Source organism: Rhizobium sp. YJ-22, from assembly GCF_029601685.1.
Classification (GTDB): domain Bacteria; phylum Pseudomonadota; class Alphaproteobacteria; order Rhizobiales; family Rhizobiaceae; genus Metarhizobium.
In genome coordinates, this window is record NZ_JARRIR010000012.1 from 163542 (window position 1) to 178533 (window position 14992).

Annotated in this window: 11 protein-coding genes and 1 pseudogene; 3 read left to right on the forward strand and 9 right to left on the reverse strand. The window is 64.5% G+C overall.

Annotated features, from left to right (window positions below):
- Window positions 1–2 precede the first annotated feature (2 nt).
- The 5 genes from P7F60_RS24305 to P7F60_RS24325 form a co-directional block, all read right to left on the reverse strand.
- Window positions 3–1166 (reverse strand): putative 2-aminoethylphosphonate ABC transporter ATP-binding protein, encoded by a 1164-nt coding sequence (locus tag P7F60_RS24305; RefSeq protein ID WP_277920282.1) that lies wholly within the window; start codon window positions 1164–1166, stop codon window positions 3–5.
- Window positions 1167–1251: 85 nt separating this feature from the next.
- Window positions 1252–2274: a putative 2-aminoethylphosphonate ABC transporter substrate-binding protein gene (locus P7F60_RS24310; RefSeq protein WP_277920283.1), complete on the reverse strand. Its 1023-nt coding sequence runs from the start codon at window positions 2272–2274 to the stop codon at window positions 1252–1254.
- 240 nt (window positions 2275–2514) lie between these two features.
- The gene (gene phnY, locus P7F60_RS24315) at window positions 2515–3969 is read right to left on the reverse strand and encodes a phosphonoacetaldehyde dehydrogenase (protein ID WP_277920284.1); all 1455 of its coding nucleotides are present in this window, start codon (window positions 3967–3969) and stop codon (window positions 2515–2517) included.
- A gap of 12 nt (window positions 3970–3981) precedes the next feature.
- Complete coding sequence (gene phnA / locus P7F60_RS24320) at window positions 3982–5244, reverse strand: phosphonoacetate hydrolase (protein ID WP_277920285.1); 1263 nt, start codon at window positions 5242–5244, stop codon at window positions 3982–3984.
- A gap of 17 nt (window positions 5245–5261) precedes the next feature.
- The gene (locus P7F60_RS24325) at window positions 5262–6464 is read right to left on the reverse strand and encodes a 2-aminoethylphosphonate--pyruvate transaminase (RefSeq protein WP_277920286.1); all 1203 of its coding nucleotides are present in this window, start codon (window positions 6462–6464) and stop codon (window positions 5262–5264) included.
- 202 nt (window positions 6465–6666) lie between these two features.
- On the opposite strand from P7F60_RS24325, the gene P7F60_RS24330 reads away from it, so the two are divergent.
- Together P7F60_RS24330 and P7F60_RS24335 are read left to right on the forward strand one after the other, a co-directional pair.
- The gene (locus tag P7F60_RS24330) at window positions 6667–7542 is read left to right on the forward strand and encodes a LysR substrate-binding domain-containing protein (RefSeq protein WP_277920287.1); all 876 of its coding nucleotides are present in this window, start codon (window positions 6667–6669) and stop codon (window positions 7540–7542) included.
- Between the two features lie 252 nt (window positions 7543–7794).
- Entirely contained in the window at window positions 7795–9279 is a 1485-nt protein-coding gene (locus P7F60_RS24335; protein WP_277920288.1) for an MDR family MFS transporter, read from the forward strand.
- Window positions 9280–9287: 8 nt separating this feature from the next.
- Here the strand turns inward: P7F60_RS24335 and P7F60_RS24340 are convergent, their stop codons facing one another.
- Window positions 9288–9761, reverse strand: coding sequence for a VOC family protein (locus tag P7F60_RS24340; protein ID WP_277920289.1), 474 nt, complete (start codon window positions 9759–9761; stop codon window positions 9288–9290).
- A 216-nt stretch (window positions 9762–9977) separates the two neighbouring features.
- Window positions 9978–10868: an SDR family oxidoreductase gene (locus tag P7F60_RS24345; RefSeq protein WP_277920290.1), complete on the reverse strand. Its 891-nt coding sequence runs from the start codon at window positions 10866–10868 to the stop codon at window positions 9978–9980.
- Window positions 10869–10963: 95 nt separating this feature from the next.
- Here P7F60_RS24345 and P7F60_RS24350 point away from each other — a divergent pair, with 95 nt between their 5' ends.
- Window positions 10964–11806: a helix-turn-helix transcriptional regulator gene (locus tag P7F60_RS24350; protein WP_277920291.1), complete on the forward strand. Its 843-nt coding sequence runs from the start codon at window positions 10964–10966 to the stop codon at window positions 11804–11806.
- A gap of 141 nt (window positions 11807–11947) precedes the next feature.
- Here P7F60_RS24350 and treZ read toward each other — a convergent pair.
- A pseudogene (gene treZ / locus P7F60_RS24355) lies at window positions 11948–13813 on the reverse strand (malto-oligosyltrehalose trehalohydrolase); the annotation flags it as partial.
- A 21-nt stretch (window positions 13814–13834) separates the two neighbouring features.
- Complete coding sequence (locus P7F60_RS24360; RefSeq protein ID WP_277920292.1) at window positions 13835–14971, reverse strand: citrate synthase/methylcitrate synthase; 1137 nt, start codon at window positions 14969–14971, stop codon at window positions 13835–13837.
- Between the last annotated feature and the right edge of the window lie 21 nt (window positions 14972–14992).

Consider the following 14992-nt stretch of genomic DNA (forward strand, 5'->3'; position numbering starts at 1 on the left):
GATCAGGCGCTCCGGGGAAAGAGGAGCAGGCGCTCTTGCGGGATTTCCACCTGGATGGCGCCGCCGATCTCGATACGCAGGCGGCGCACGGCATTGACCGAAAAATCCGCGACCAGAACCCGGTCGCCGAAGCGCGGCGCCGTCAGGCGGGTGCGCCAGAACATGCCGAGGAACTCCATCTCGACGACCTGCGCGTCGATGACGTTCTGCGGCGTCGTCGGCTTTTCGGCCGCCATGCCGGCATGCAGGTCGGCACCATGGGGAATGATATCGACGGGGCGCACCACGGCGGTTGCCGTCGCTCCCGCCGCAAAGCCGTCCGTCTGGCAGAGGAAGGCGGAATGGCCGATCTCGACCGCGCCGCCTTCCGTAACCCTGGCGGGGAACTGATTGGTTTCGCCGATGAAATCGGCAACGAACAGGGTCTTGGGGTGGCGATAGATCTCGGTCGGGGTGCCGACCTGCTCGATGACGCCGTGGTTCATGACCACGATGCGGTCGGCCATGGCCAGCGCCTCTTCCTGATCGTGGGTGACCATGATCGTGGTGACGCCGAGCTTGCGCTGCAAGGCCTTGATCTCGTGGCGCAGATGGACGCGCACCTTGGCGTCCAGCGCCGAAAGCGGCTCGTCGAGCAGCAGCAGGCCCGGCGAAATGGCGATGGCGCGGGCAAGCGCGATGCGCTGCTGCTGGCCGCCGGAAAGCTGGGCCGGATATTTTTTCGCCTGCGCGGCAAGGCCGACGAGGCCGAGCAACTCGGCGACGCGGGCGGCGATCTCGGCGCGCGGGCGGCCGGTGTTTTCCAGGCCGAAGGCGATGTTCTGCTCGATGGTCAGGTTGGGAAACAGCGCGTAGGACTGGAAGACGATGCCGTAATCGCGCCGGGCGGCGGGCAGCGTCGAGATATCGCGGCCACCCTGGACGATGGCGCCCCGGCTTTGCAGGTCGAGGCCGGCGATGGCGCGCAGCAGCGTGGTCTTGCCGCAGCCGGAAGGCCCGAGGAAACAGACGAACTCGCCCTTGCGGATCGACAGCGAAATGTCGCGCAGCGCGACGAAATCGCCATAGCTCTTCCAGAGGCCGGAAACGTCCAGATAGGCCGGCGCGGTTTCGGCGGGCAGGGGGCGGGCAGGGGGCGCCGGTTCGACCGACAGGGCATGTCTCATCTCGAAAAACTCCGCTTCGCGCAGGGCAGGATTGTCGGCGGGCGAAGGGGCGGCGAGGGCCGCCCCTTCGGGAGACTGAGACGGGTCAGGTCTTCGGTTCGGACTTGGCGTCGTAGCGCTTCTGCCATTCCTTGAGGATGGCGTTGCGGTTGTTGGCGGCCCATTCGAAATCGTTCTTGATCATCTTCGAGGGCAGGTCGGTCGGCAGGTGCTCGACCGCCTTGGCAACGCCGGGATAGGCGACCACGGCATAGCCGGCATTGTACATCTCGTTGGCTTCCTTGGTCACCGACCAGTCGACCAGCGTCTTGGCGGCGTCCATGTTGGCGCTGCCGGCGATGATGGCGGTGGCTTCCGCCTCCCAGCCCGAGCCTTCCGAGGGGAAGAGGATGTCGATCGGCGCGCCGGCGGTCTTGGCCTTGGCGCCGGGGAATTCGAAGGAGACGCCGATCACCGTTTCACCGGCGCCGGCCATCTTGCAGGGCTTGGAGCCGGAATGGGTATAGGCTGCGATGTTCTCATGCAGCTTGTCCATGTAGTCCCAGGCCTTCTGCTCGCCGAACATCTGCATCCAGCCGGAGACGTCGAGGAAGCCGGTGCCCGAGGAATTCGGGTTCGGCATGACGATATGGCCCTTGTATTCCGGCTTGGTGAGGTCGGCCCAGCTCGTCGGCGCCGTCAGCCCCAGCTTCTGGCCCTCGACGGTGTTATAGCAGAGGGCTGCGACATACGCGTCCATGCCGACCCAGCTCGGCGGCGTGTCGCTGTCGACGAACTTCTTGTCGAGCGCCTCGACGCCCTTGGGCTGGTAGGGTTCGAGCATACCCTCGGATTTCAGGAGCAGCAGCGAGGTCGCGGCCAGGCCCCAGACGACATCCGCCTGCGGATTGTCCTTTTCGGCGAGCAGCTTGGCGGTCATGACGCCGGTGGAATCGCGCACCCAGTTGATGGTGATGTCGGGATGGGCCTTTTCGAAGGTGGCCTTGTAGCGGTCGAGATCGACGGCCTCGATGGCGGTGTAGACGGTCAATTGCGTCTGCGCCAGCGCCGAGGTGGAAGAGAGGGCGGCGGTCGCGCCGGCCAGAATGCACAGCATGCGTCTGTTCATGGTCGTGTTGCTCCTCTGAAGATTGGAAGGCTGGATAAACCGCCGCGAGCAATCTCTGCCGCTCTTGAGGCGTCCGCTTCGCAAACCATACTGCGATGGCCGTATCGGTTAGTAAAATTTATTATTTTTATCGTTCGCAAGATCAAACTTATGGAATAGGCGCTGCCGGCCGGTGCGTTCCACAAACAAAAAAGGAGCCGCAAAGGCGGCTCCAAGGCATGGCGGGCGGGGGACATCCGGTCACCAGGGGAGTGAAAACGTCTTGACGTTGGTAAAGCTCTTCATCGCCTCGATGACGCCTTCCTTGTAACCGTTGCCCGAATCCTTGATGCCGCCGAAGGGGCTCATCTCGATGCGGTAACCCGGCACTTCCCAGATATTGACCGTGCCGACCTTGAGCCCGGCGATGTATTTCTGCATGCGCCTGAAGTCATTGGTACAGACGCCGGAGGACAGGCCGAAGGCGGTGGAGTTGGAAAGCGCGATCAGCGCGTCGTCGTCGTCGGGCGCGCGCACGATCGGGATGATCGGCCCAAAGGTTTCCTCCATGACCAGTTCGCTGGAATGGCGAACCCGATCGACGACGATCGGCGGCAGCAGCGCGCCCTGCCGGCCGGGATTGTAGAGGATCTCGGCCCCTTCCTCCGCCGCTCGATGCACGCGGCGCTCGAAGATCTCCGCTGCCTTGGCATGCACCACGGTGCCGAGATCGGTCGTCCGGTCCATGGGATCGCCGAAGCGCAGCTTCTTCGCCCGCTCCAGAACCAGCGGTACGAAACGGTCGGCGACACGCTCCTGGCAGAGGATGCGCTTGACGGCGGTGCAGCGCTGGCCGGAATTCTTCGTCGCCCCCGCCACCGCAAGATCGGCGGCCCTGGCGAGATCGTCGTCCGAGAGGTCGTTGAGGATGATCAGCGGATCGTTGCCCCCGAGTTCCAGCACGTGGCGCTTGTAGTGGGCGTGCGCCGATATCAGCTTGCCGACCGGCACGCTGCCGGTGAAGGTGATCAGGTCGAAATTCGGGTTGGTGATCATCTCCATGCCGATATCGCCGGGCCAGCCGGTGACGACGGAGAGCATTTCCGGCGGCAGGCCGGCCTCGTAGAGGATATCGGCGAGCACCAGCGCCGTCATCGGCGTCAGCTCGGTCGGCTTCAGTACCACGCAATTGTTGGTGGCGATGGCCGGCGCCACCTTGTGCGCCACCATGTTGAGCGGATGGTTGAAGGGCGTGATCGCCGAAATGGCGGTCAGCGGCTCGCGGGTGGTGAAGATCTTGCGCGCCTTGCCATGCGGGGTGAGGTCGCAGGAGAAGATCTCGCCGTCGTCATGGATGCACATCTGGCCCGACAGCGTCAGCACGTCGAAGGCGCGGCCGACTTCATAAAGCGAATCCTGCTTGGAAATGCCGAGTTCGAGGGTGATGAGGTCGGACACCTCCTCCTTGCGGGCGACGAGCAGCTCCGCCGCCTTGAGCAGGATGCGCTGGCGCTCGTAACGCGTCAGCTTCGGCTGGTAGGCGGCGGCGATCTCGAAGGCCTTGCGGGCATGTTCCGCGTTGCCGGCCGGCACGGTGCCGATGACGGCATCGTCCCAGGGATAGTGGACGTCGATCCGGCCGTCGGTATCGACGGCCTTGCCGGCGATCCGCATCGGTTCATGGCGGATCGCGAAGGAGGTTTCGACCTTGGTCATGGCACCTTCCCCTCAATGCACCGGCTGGGCCGCAGCGACGACGGCGTAATAGAAGGCGTCGAAGTTGCGCAGCGTCGTGGCCGTCAGCAGTTCCGGCAGCTTGCGGTTGACGATGAACGGCACCTGCTGCTCGGTCAGGCCGCCATGCGAGCGCAGCGGCTCGTTGAGGGCGGCAAGGTCATGCCGGTGCTCGCTGGTGCCGAGCGTCTTGTTTTCGGTGGAGATCAGCACGATGTCGCCGATGCGGTCGTCCGGCAGCTCGAAGCGCACGCAGGCCTCGGGGCGCGTCAGCACCACGTCGATGCCCTCGATGGCCTTCAGCCGCTCGATGATTTCCTCCTTGTCGGCGCCTTCCGGCAGGTAGGCGGTGGCGAAGGAGCCGAGCGCACCGTGATGGACGACGTACGGGTCGGTGATCGGCAGGATGACGCGGGCGGCGTCCTTGCCCAGCCATTCGTCGAGCAGATCCTGGACATAGACGACGTCGGGCGTGCCGTCCGCCTTGTGCTTCGGCTTCATGCCGTGGTCGGCGGTGACGACGATGGCAGCCCCCAGCGCATCCAGCTCGGTCAGATATTTGTCGAACATTTCGTAGAAGGAATTGGCCTCCGGCACGCCCGGCGCATATTTGTGCTGCACGTAGTCGGTGGTCGTCAGGTACATGACGTCGGGACGGAATTCCTTGAGCAGTTTTACGCCGGCCGCGAAAACGAATTCGGAGAGATCGGCGGAATAGACTTCCGGTACGGGACGGCCGAGCCAGGCGGAGGCGTTGTCGATGCCGTTTTCGGCCTTGGTGGTGGTGTCGGATTTTTCCGAGGAGAAGCAGACGGCGCGGCCCTCGTCGAATTTCAGGCCGTGGCCGAGCAATGCCCGCAGCTTGTCCTTGGCCGTCACCACCGCGACCTTGGCCCCGGCATCATAAAAGGCCTTGAAGACCGTCGGCGCGCGCAAGAAGCGCGGGTCGTTCATCATCACTTCCTTGCCGGTCGCCGGCTCGTAGAGATAATTGCCGCAGATGCCGTGGATCGCCGGCGGGCGGCCGGTGGCGATGGAGAGGTTGTTGGGGTTGGTGAAGCTCGGGATGACGCTGAGCGCCGTGCGCTCGGTGCCGGCGGCGCGGATGCGGGCGAGCGTCGGCATCAGGCCTGCGTTGATCGCCTCGTCGAGGTAAGCCGGTTCGCAGCCGTCGAGGCAGATGGCGATGGCCGGCACGTTCGGCCAGGGGTAGGAGCGGCGGTTGGCGGTGACGGTGATTTTCGAGATCTGGTTCATCGGGTGGGAACTCCGTTTCAGGCGGCCAGGCGGCTGCGTTCTTCAAGGGCGATGGCCGGGGGCGCGGCGGTATCGACGCCCATTTCCGTCAGCGAATTGCGGGCGGCCTCGACAACGCGGCGCATGACATGCTCGTCCATGCGGCCGATGCAGCCGATGCGGAAACTGTCGACGACGGTCAGCTTGCCGGGATAGATGATGAAACCCTTTTCCTTCATCAACGCGTAGAAGCGGTCGAAGGCGAAGGCCGGATGGGCCGGGCTGAAGAAGGTGACGATAACAGGCGACAGCCACTGGTCGGCCAGCAGCGTCTCGAAGCCGAGGCCGCGCATGCCGGCGACCATCACGTCGCGATTGCGGGCATAGCGACCGCCGCGGGCGGGAACGCCGCCTTCCTCGCGGTGGATGCGCAGCGCCTCCAGGAAGGCGGCGACCACATGCGTCGGCGGCGTGAAGCGCCACTGGCCGGTCTTGTTCATGTGATCCCATTGCGCATGGATATCGAGGCTCAGCGAATGGCTGTTGCCTCTGGCCTCCTCCAGCGCGCTCTTGCGGGCCAGCACGAAACCGAAACCCGGCACGCCCTCGATGCATTTGTTGGCCGAGGAGACGATGGCCTCGTAGCGGAAATCGGCGATGCCGGCCGGCACGGCGCCGAAGGCGCTCATCGAATCCACCAGCAGCTTGCGGCCATGGGCATAGACCGTCTCGGAGATTTCCTTGAGCGGATTGAGGATGCCGGAGCTGGTCTCGCAATGGACGACGACGACATGGGTGATCTCGGGATCGGCCTCAAGGGCGGCGGCGACTTCGTGGCCGCGCGGCGGCATGTAGTCGCCCTTGTCGATATCGACATGGGCGCGGCCGAGATAGGTCAGCGTCTGGGAAATGCGTTTGCCATAGGCGCCGTTCATCAGCACCAGCACCTTGCCGTCCTTCGGCACGAAGCTGCCGAGCATGGCTTCCACCGAGAAGGAGCCGCTGCCCTGCATCGGCACGCAATCGAATTCGCCGTCAACGTCGCCGGCAATTTCCAGCAGGTGGCGGCGCAGCTCGGCGGTCATGGCGCGGAAATCGCCGTCCCAGGAGCCCCAATCGCGCAGCATGGCTTCCTTAACCGAATAGGCCGTGGTCAACGGGCCGGGGGTGAGTAGATAGGGTTCGCCGAGCCGGGGTGCTTCCAGCGGGATGGCGGTGGGGGCTGCGGTGATTGGGGACATCTGTCGTTCCTCGCCTTGAATGCGTCTGCGAGGACAATGCGGCGTGTCGATCTATCTGTAAAATCGTTCTTTTGTATGAAATGATAGATTTAACTTATGTTTCTGAAAAATCAGCGCCGGCGGAACGATCGGGGCTTTACATAAACAGGATCGTTGGTTTTGCTTGAAGCATTGGCAACGCTTATCGAAAGAACCCGCCTCCATGCGTTATGTCCAGCTTCGCGCCTTCCACAATGTCGCGATCCATGGCGGCTTCTCGCGCGCCGCCGAAGCCCTGTTCCTCACCCAGCCGGCGGTTTCCGACCAGGTGCGCAAGCTGGAGGAGGAATACGACGTCCTCCTGTTCAACCGCACCAAGAAGCAGGTAACGCTGACCCATGCCGGCCAGCAATTGCTGGAAGTCACCCGCCGCATGTTCGATATCGAGCAGCAGGCGCTCGATCTCCTCTCCGAATCGCGGGCGCTTCGGGCCGGCAAGCTGCGCATCGTCGCCGATGCCGCCCACCATCTGCTGCATATCCTCGCCGTCTTCCAGCGCACCTATCCGACCGTGCAGGTCTCCATCGATGCCGGCAATACCGAGACGGTGATTTCCAGCCTGCATGCCTATGAGGCCGATATCGGCGTGCTCGGCGAAATCCCGCCGACCGGCGATTTCGACATTTTGAAACTCAATTCGACGCCGATCATCGCCTTCTGCAGCCGCGACCATCCGCTGGCCGCCGCCGGGCAGGCGACGCTGGAGGAACTGGCAAAGCTGCCGCTGGTCATGCGCGAGCGCGGCTCGAAGACGCGGCAGAAGCTGGAGGCGATGGCCGAGCAATGCGGCGTGACGTTGATGCCGCTGATCGAGGCCGAGGGCCGCGAGGCGGTGCGCGAGATCGTCGCGGCCGGCGGCGGGATCGGCTTCGTCTCCTCGGCCGAATTCGGCCAGGACGGCCGCCTCGCGCCGATCCGCATCGACGCGCCGGAAATGCTGATGGACGAGGCGCTGATCTGCCTGCGCGAGCGCAGCAACGGCAAGCTGGTCAGCGCCTTCTACGACATCGCCCGCAAGCTGACCAAGGCGACGGATTGATAAGCCGCAACTATCACATTTTCGTGCTTTCCCATCCGACAAGACGCTCCAGCGGCCCAATGGGGTGGACTGGACACCTGCGAAAATGTTCTACCGGGTTGCGTCAGTGCGGCCGAACGCGTCGCGACCCGGAGCATTTCCAGCAAAACTGCAGAACGTGGTTTTGCGTCCGGAAATGCGGCAAAACAAAAATGAGAGCGTTTTCGCGATTCGAAGAAAAGCGGAAATGCTCTAAAATCGGATTGCATGAGAATGAACGAAGCCCGTCCCCCGAAGGCGACGACAGCGGCAACGCCCGCCCTGTCGGAACCGGAAAAGAACGTCATCATCGCGGGCGTTCTTCTTTCCATGCTGCTTGCCGCGCTCGACCAGACCATTGTCGCACCCGCCATGCCGACGATCGGCAAGGCGCTCGGCCATGCCGACTACCTGCCGTGGATCGTCACCGGCTACCTGCTGACCGCGACCGCCATGGCGCCGCTCTACGGCAAGATTTCCGACATCTACGGACGCCGCCCGACGATCTTCTCCGCCATCATAGCGTTCCTCCTCGGCTCGCTCATCAGCGCGCTCGCGCCGAACATGCTGACGCTGGTGCTTGGCCGCATGGTGCAGGGGCTGGGCGGCGGCGGGCTGTTCGCACTGTCGCAGACGGTGATCGGCGATCTCGTGCCGCCGCGCGAGCGGGCGCGCTACGCCGCCTGGATCTCCGGCACATGGGCGGTGGCCAGCATTGCCGGGCCGCTGCTCGGCGGCACCTTCGCCCAGCACCTGCACTGGTCGCTGATCTTCTGGATCAACATTCCGCTCGGGCTCGCGGCGCTGGCGATCATCAGCAATCCCCTGAAGAAACTGCCGGTCGTCGCCCGCAACCACCGCATCGACGGCGCCGGCGCTGCGCTATTGGTCGCGGCGACCGCGCTGTTGCTGCTGGCGCTGAGCTGGGGCGGCAGCCGCTATTCCTGGTTCTCGCTGGAGATCGTCGGCCTGCTCGGCGGCTCGGCGGTGCTGTGGCTGCTGTTCAGCCTGCGCCTGCGGCAGGCGGCCGAACCGCTGATTTCGCTGGAAGTGCTCGGCAATCCGATCGTGCGCTATGGAACGCTGGCAATGTTCCTGGTGCAGGCCGCCAATGTCGGGCTTTCGGTCTATATTCCCGTCTATATGCAATCCTATCACGGGCTCTCCGCCAGCAGCTCCGGCATCGCCATGCTCGGCCTGCTGCTTGGCACCGTGATGGGAGCGACGGGCAGCGGCCGCACGATCCCGCGCTTCACCCATTACAAGCGCATCGCACTGGTCGGCTGTCTGGTCAGCTTCCTCTGCCTCGCCGTCCTGGCCCTGCTGGCGGGGCGCTCGTCCTTGCTCGTGCTGGAGGTCTTGACCTTCGGCGCCGGCATCGGCACCGGCATGACCTTCCCGGTCGCCACCGTTTCGGTGCAAAATGCCGTCGACCAGGCTCATCTCGGTGTCGCCACCGGCCTGCTGACCTTCCTGCGCTCGCTGGGCGGGGCGCTCGGCGTCGCCATCCTCGGCGCCATCGCGCTGGGCAACGGCCTGCCGCTCGTCGGCGAAACCGTGCAGGAGACGAGCACCGCCATCGCCTCGGCCATGCCTTTCGCCTATATCTTCCTCGCCTGCGCTGTCGCGATGGCCATGTCGCTCGCCATCTTCCATCTCATGCCGGAAAAGCCGCTGCGCGGCCGCAACGAAAGCGAAATGCCGGCCATCGTCGAGTAGCGCCGCCTTCAGCCGCGCCGTGCCGCCTCGATTCTGGCGACGTCGATCTTCTGCATCGTCATCATCGCGTCGAAGGCGCGTTTCGCCTCGCCGCCGCCGGCGTTGATCGCCTCCATCAGCACGCGCGGCGTGATCTGCCAAGAGATGCCCCAGCGATCCCTGCACCAGCCGCAATCGCTTTCCCTGCCGCCATTGCCGACGATGGCGTTCCAGTAGCGGTCGGTCTCTTCCTGATTCTCGGTCAGGATCTGGAACGAGAAGGCCTCGCTATGCTTGAAGGCGGAACCGCCGTTCAGCCCCATGCAGGGGATGCCGGCAACCGTGAATTCGACCACCAACACGTCTCCTTCCTTGCCTTCGGGATAATTCCCCGGCGCACGCGTGACCTTGCCGACCGCACTGTCAGGAAAGGTTTCCGCATAGAACCGGGCGGCATCCTCGGCATCCTTGTCGAACCAGAGGCAGATGGTGTTCTTCGCCATGGCTTGATCCTTTCGCGTTCGCTCCGGCGTCCCTGTGTGACATAAGCGCTGCGTCGCTTTTGTCGAGGAGGGGATATCGAACAAGAGCGGCGCCCGGCCGTCCGCTTCGGTTCGATAATTGACGTTATGGAACCGAAGCGGACTTGATCGGGCGCTGGTGAACGTCTTGCTTGGTCGACATTGCCGGCCCGGTTTGTCCGATGTGGGTCCAGACGATCAAACCTCGTATTTCATCGCATCGAGATCGGCGATCAGGCCGGGGCCGGTCGGGTTCCAGCCGAGCGTTTGGCGCGTCCATGCGCTTGAGGCAGGAAAATCCAGTCCCGCAAACATCGCCATCCAGCCGAAATGCTCCGCCGCCTTCTCCGGAGTGATCGAGACGACCGGCAGTTTCAGGCCGCGACCGAGCGCTTCGGCGATCGCACGGGTCTCGATTCCTTCCTCGCCGACTGCATTATAGCGCGCGCCGGGCGCGGCTCGCTCGATCGCCAGCCGGTACAGCCGCGCTACGTCGAGCAGATGTCCGGCCGGAAACCGGTTGCGCCCTTCGCCTACATAGGCGGCCACGCCCTTGTCCCGAGCGATGGCGATCAGCGGTGTGACAAGTCCCTGCTTGATCGTATTATGCACCTGCGGAAGACGCATGACCGAAACATTCACGCCGGCGTCGAGCAACGCATGACCGGCCTGTTCGGAAGCGACGCGTGGATTGGGATGCTCCATATTGCAGATATCCTCCATCGCCGGCTTTCCGAGTTCGGCATTGCCGAGGCCGGTGCCAGAGGTGATCACCAGCGGCCGGTCCGAGCCTTTCAACCCCTCGCCCAGCGCCCGGATCGCGCGACCGTCCTTACGGCAATTCTCGGCGAAACGGGAAAAATCGTGATCGAAGGCCGTGTGAATGACGGCATCGGCCTTTTCCGCGCCGCGGCGCAGGCTCTCGGGCTCTTCCAGCCTTCCCAGATGGACGTCGGCGCCGGCCGCCTCCAGCGCCCTTGCGCCGGCCTCGGAGCGGGTCATCCCGATCACCTGGTGGCCTGCCTTCAGCAGTTCCGGCACGATGGCCGAGCCGATGAAGCCGGTCGCGCCCGTCACGAAAATACGCATGTGATGTCTCCTATTGCTTGTGATAGGACTATTGCCGCCTCCTGCATGCTGTTAAAGTAGTGACATTATCCTGGTATAATGGCCAATAGGAAACCATGACCGTCGAAACAAACGCCCTTGGCCTCTTCCTCCGCGATCGCCGCTCCCGGCTCGATCCGGCAGTATTCGGCTTTTCCGGACGCCGGCGAACACCCGGATTGAGACGGGAAGAGGTGGCCCAACGCGCCAATATCAGTTCGACCTGGTATACATGGCTGGAACAGGGGCGCGGCGGCGCGCCTTCGGCCGATGTCCTGAACCGCATCGCCCGTGGCCTGATGCTCACCGAGCCGGAGCGCGAGCATCTGTTCATGCTGGCGCTCGGCCGCCCGCCCGAAATCCGCTATAGACCGATGGAGGGGATCAGCCCGCGCCTGCAGCGCCTCATCGACACGCTGGACGCCAGCCCGGCGCTGGTGCGGACCGCCGCATGGGATATCGTCGCCTGGAACCGGGCGGCCACCGTGGTGATGACCGATTACGGCCGGCTCGCGCCGGAAGATAGAAACATCCTGCGGCTGCTGTTTTGCAATCCCGCCATCCGCGATATCCAGCACGATTGGGATGCCATGGCCCGTTTCGTCGTCGGCGCCTTTCGCGCCGATGTGGCGCGGGCGGGCGCGACCTCGGACATTGCCGATCTCGTCGCGGAACTGTGTATCGCCAGCCGGGAATTCGACGCGCTCTGGCGGGAGAACGACGTGATCTCCCATGGCGAAGGCACCAAGCGGCTGCGCCATCCCATTCTCGGCAATATCGAGCTGGAATATTCAGGCTTCGCCATCGATGGCCGGCCGGATCTCAATCTCGTCGTCTACAATCCTGTCGATCCCATCGTCGCCGCGCGCATTCGCACCCTGGCCGGGTCGGACAAGGAGTCGGCCTTCGCTGGTGATTGAGGGCGGGATGCGCGAGATGGCGCTCTGCCAGGCCGGCAGGTCGCTGCGCTCGCGTTCCCCTGCTGACGACGGTGCAAGCACGATCGCCGAGTCCGACGACAGCGCCCATCGTCCGCTCAGATCGAGCGGGCGGATGCCGCCGCCGCCATAGGCAAAAGCCTCGCTGGACCAGATGACCTTCCATTGCCTGCCTTGCGGCGGCGCCAGAAGCGGGTCGGCAACACTGTCGCGCTCGATATCCGAACCGAGATTGATCAGCAGCAGCCGGTCGTCATCCGGATCCGCCATGAGACGGCGCAGCAGGAAGGCCGTGGAGGACAGACAGCTTCCTTCCACCCTGCCCTCTGCCACTTCGGAAAACGCCCGCGCATCGCGCCGCAACGCCAGGAGGTCTCGGTGCAAGGCGAGAAGTGGTGCATTGCGCTCCCGCTCCCGCCAATCCAGCTTCGAGCGCTGAAAACTGCCGCGATCATGCGGATCCGGCATGACAGTGCCGAAAACAGGATCGGTAAGGCTCGGGAACTGAGCCAGAAACGCCAGCCGTCCGGCGCGCACCTCATCCGCTGCCACACCCTGCCGGTCGGCGAAATAGAGGAAAGGCGCAGTGGCGCCGAACTCCTGGCCCTGAAACAGCATCGGTGTCTGCGGCCCCAGCAGCAGCAGCGTCGTGAGCGCACGGATGCGCGCCGGCGCGGCAAGTTGCCCGATACGCGCGCCACGGGCGGAATTGGCGATCTGGTCGTGGTTCTGCAGGAAATGCACGAAATTCCATGCTTTCAGATCGAGGCAAGGCTGGCCCCGCGCTCCATCCTGCCAATCGTAGCGCTGGCCCTGGAACAGATAGCCGTATTTGGCGCTGGCGACGAATTCCTGCGCCGCGCCCCGGTGGTCGTGGTAGTAGGCCTCACGTCGCCCGGTCAGCGCCACCATGGCGGAATGGTGGAAATCGTCGTTCCAGAGGGCGTCGAGGCCGTAACCGCCCCGGTCGGGCGGACGAACCAGTCGCGGGTTTTGCGGCTCGTTTTCGCCAATCAGCAGCAAGGCGCGCTGCCCGGCAACTGCGCGCGCCTCACGGGCGATGCGCGTCATGATATGCTCGTCGCCGGCATCGCACAGCGCCTGCGTCGCATCCAGCCGCAAACCGTCGAAATGATATTCCTCGATCCAGTGGACGGCATTGGCGACGATGAAATCGCGGACCGGCCCGCTGTCCGGTCCGTCGAAATTGATCGAGGCGCCCCAGTCGTTGCGATAACGCTCGGTAAAATAGGCCGGCGAAAATTCCGCCAGTCGTTCGCCGGTGCCGAAATGATTGTAGACGACGTCGAGGATGACGCCGATCCCGAGCCCATGGGCTTTGTCGACGAAAGCCCTGAGGTCGTCCGGCCGGCCATAAAACCGATAGGGCGCAAAGGGATGCGTGCCATCGTAACCCCAGCCGAAAGCGCCGCCAAATTCGTTGACCGGCATGATTTCCAGGCAGGTGATGCCGATCTCCTTGAGAAGCGTTAGCTTGCGTGCCGCGGCCGCCCAATCTCCCTCGGGCGTAAAAGTGCCGATATGCAGTTCGTAGAGAACCTGGCCCTTTGGATCGAGTCCCTTCCACTCCGCATCCCGCCAGGCATAATGCGCCGGATCGATGATCTGTGAAGCGCCGTCCGGCCCATCCGGCTGGAACCGCGAGGCCGGATCGGCGGCCGGTTCCCCACCCGTTCCGAGTTGGAAGCGATAGCGATCCCCGGCCCGCGCACCGTCGATGAAACAGGCGAAATAGCCGTCGTCCTCCCGGCTCATGGAGACCGCATCTTCCTGACCGTAAAGGAGTTCCACGGTGTCCTGCGCCGGCGCCCAGACGCGGAACGACACACCGCTTCCTGAGAGTTCAGCGCCAACCGGATGACGACGCGTCGAGGGATCGAAGGGGTGCACCGGCCTCTCCCATGGTTGCAGCGTCTTCCGAACCGGCAAGCGGCGTCCGGGTTCCACGGCGCGCTTGTTCGATACCATCACGCGGCGCGTGCACCGCCCTTATTCGGCCGCCACCGGAGCGTCATCCGGCTGCGGGCCGATATAGCGGGATTGCGGGCGGATGAGGCGGCCGGTCTTTTCCTGCTCCAGAACATGCGCCGTCCAGCCAGCCATGCGCCCGGCGGCAAAGACATTGGTAAAGCTGTCGCGCGGGAAACCCACGGCCTCGAGCAACAGGGCGGTGTAGAATTCGACATTGGTCTGCAGCGGCCGCAACGGCTTCTTCTCGGCCAGCAGCGCCAGCGCCTCGACCTCGACCGCCTCGGCGAAGCGGATACGCCCACCGCCGTCCCGCAAAGCGGCGACCGCATGCTTGAGCACGTCGGCGCGTGGATCGCGCACGCGATAGATGCGGTGCCCGAAACCCATCAGCCGTTCGCCACGCCCCAGCGCATCGACCAGCCAGGGCCGGATGCGGCTTTGATCGCCGATCGCATCGAGCATATCCAGCACCGGCCCGGGCGCGCCGCCATGCAGCGGTCCCTTCAGCGCGCAGAGCCCGCCGATGACGGAGGAAAACAACCCCGCCTTGGTGGAGGCGATGACGCGTGCGGTAAAAGTCGAGGCATTCAGGCCGTGATCGGCGACCGTCACCAGATAGGTATCGAGCGCCCTGACCTTGCCGGCATCGACTTCGGCGCCATGCAGCATGCGCAGGAAATCGTCGGCAAGGCCGAGCCGTGCATCCGGCGTCACGGCAGCTTCGCCCCGGCGACGCCGGGCGATGGCGGCGGCGAAGACCGGGACGGCGGCGACGGCGAGGATGTGATGCGCGTCCGGCTCGGCATCCGCCAGCGTCGAGAGCAGCAGGCGCAGCGCCTCCACCGACGACAGGCCATCCGTCGACGGCAGAAGCGGCGTCAGCAGCGAAAAGGCGCGCTGGCGGGCCGCGCCGAGTTTTACCCGGATCGCCGATTCGTCCAGCGCTTCCGGCAGTAGATCCCGCCAGAGCAGGGCGAGAACCGCCTCGAAGCTCCAGTCGGCGAGACGATCGAGATCGTATCCGCGCAGGATGAGCCGGCCCGCCATGCCGTCGACATGGCTGAGCACGGTTTCGGCGGCGACGACGTTGTCGAGGCCGGCCGGGGTGTGATCGACCGCCAGAGCGGGTGTCGCGTTTGCAGTGGGTTTGGTCATGATGGTCCTCACGATTGACTG

Bases quoted from the DNA above. Each gene is read 5' to 3' on its own strand.
- P7F60_RS24305 (WP_277920282.1), bottom strand. From the start codon at position 1,166: ATGAGACATGCCCTGTCGGTCGAACCGGCGCCCCCTGCCCGCCCCCTG.
- P7F60_RS24310 (WP_277920283.1), bottom strand. From the start codon at position 2,274: ATGAACAGACGCATGCTGTGCATTCTGGCCGGCGCGACCGCCGCCCTC.
- phnY (WP_277920284.1), bottom strand. From the start codon at position 3,969: ATGACCAAGGTCGAAACCTCCTTCGCGATCCGCCATGAACCGATGCGG.
- phnA (WP_277920285.1), bottom strand. From the start codon at position 5,244: ATGAACCAGATCTCGAAAATCACCGTCACCGCCAACCGCCGCTCCTAC.
- P7F60_RS24325 (WP_277920286.1), bottom strand. From the start codon at position 6,464: ATGTCCCCAATCACCGCAGCCCCCACCGCCATCCCGCTGGAAGCACCC.
- P7F60_RS24330 (WP_277920287.1), top strand. From the start codon at position 6,667: ATGCGTTATGTCCAGCTTCGCGCCTTCCACAATGTCGCGATCCATGGC.
- P7F60_RS24335 (WP_277920288.1), top strand. From the start codon at position 7,795: ATGAACGAAGCCCGTCCCCCGAAGGCGACGACAGCGGCAACGCCCGCC.
- P7F60_RS24340 (WP_277920289.1), bottom strand. From the start codon at position 9,761: ATGGCGAAGAACACCATCTGCCTCTGGTTCGACAAGGATGCCGAGGAT.
- P7F60_RS24345 (WP_277920290.1), bottom strand. From the start codon at position 10,868: ATGCGTATTTTCGTGACGGGCGCGACCGGCTTCATCGGCTCGGCCATC.
- P7F60_RS24350 (WP_277920291.1), top strand. From the start codon at position 10,964: ATGACCGTCGAAACAAACGCCCTTGGCCTCTTCCTCCGCGATCGCCGC.
- P7F60_RS24360 (WP_277920292.1), bottom strand. From the start codon at position 14,971: ATGACCAAACCCACTGCAAACGCGACACCCGCTCTGGCGGTCGATCAC.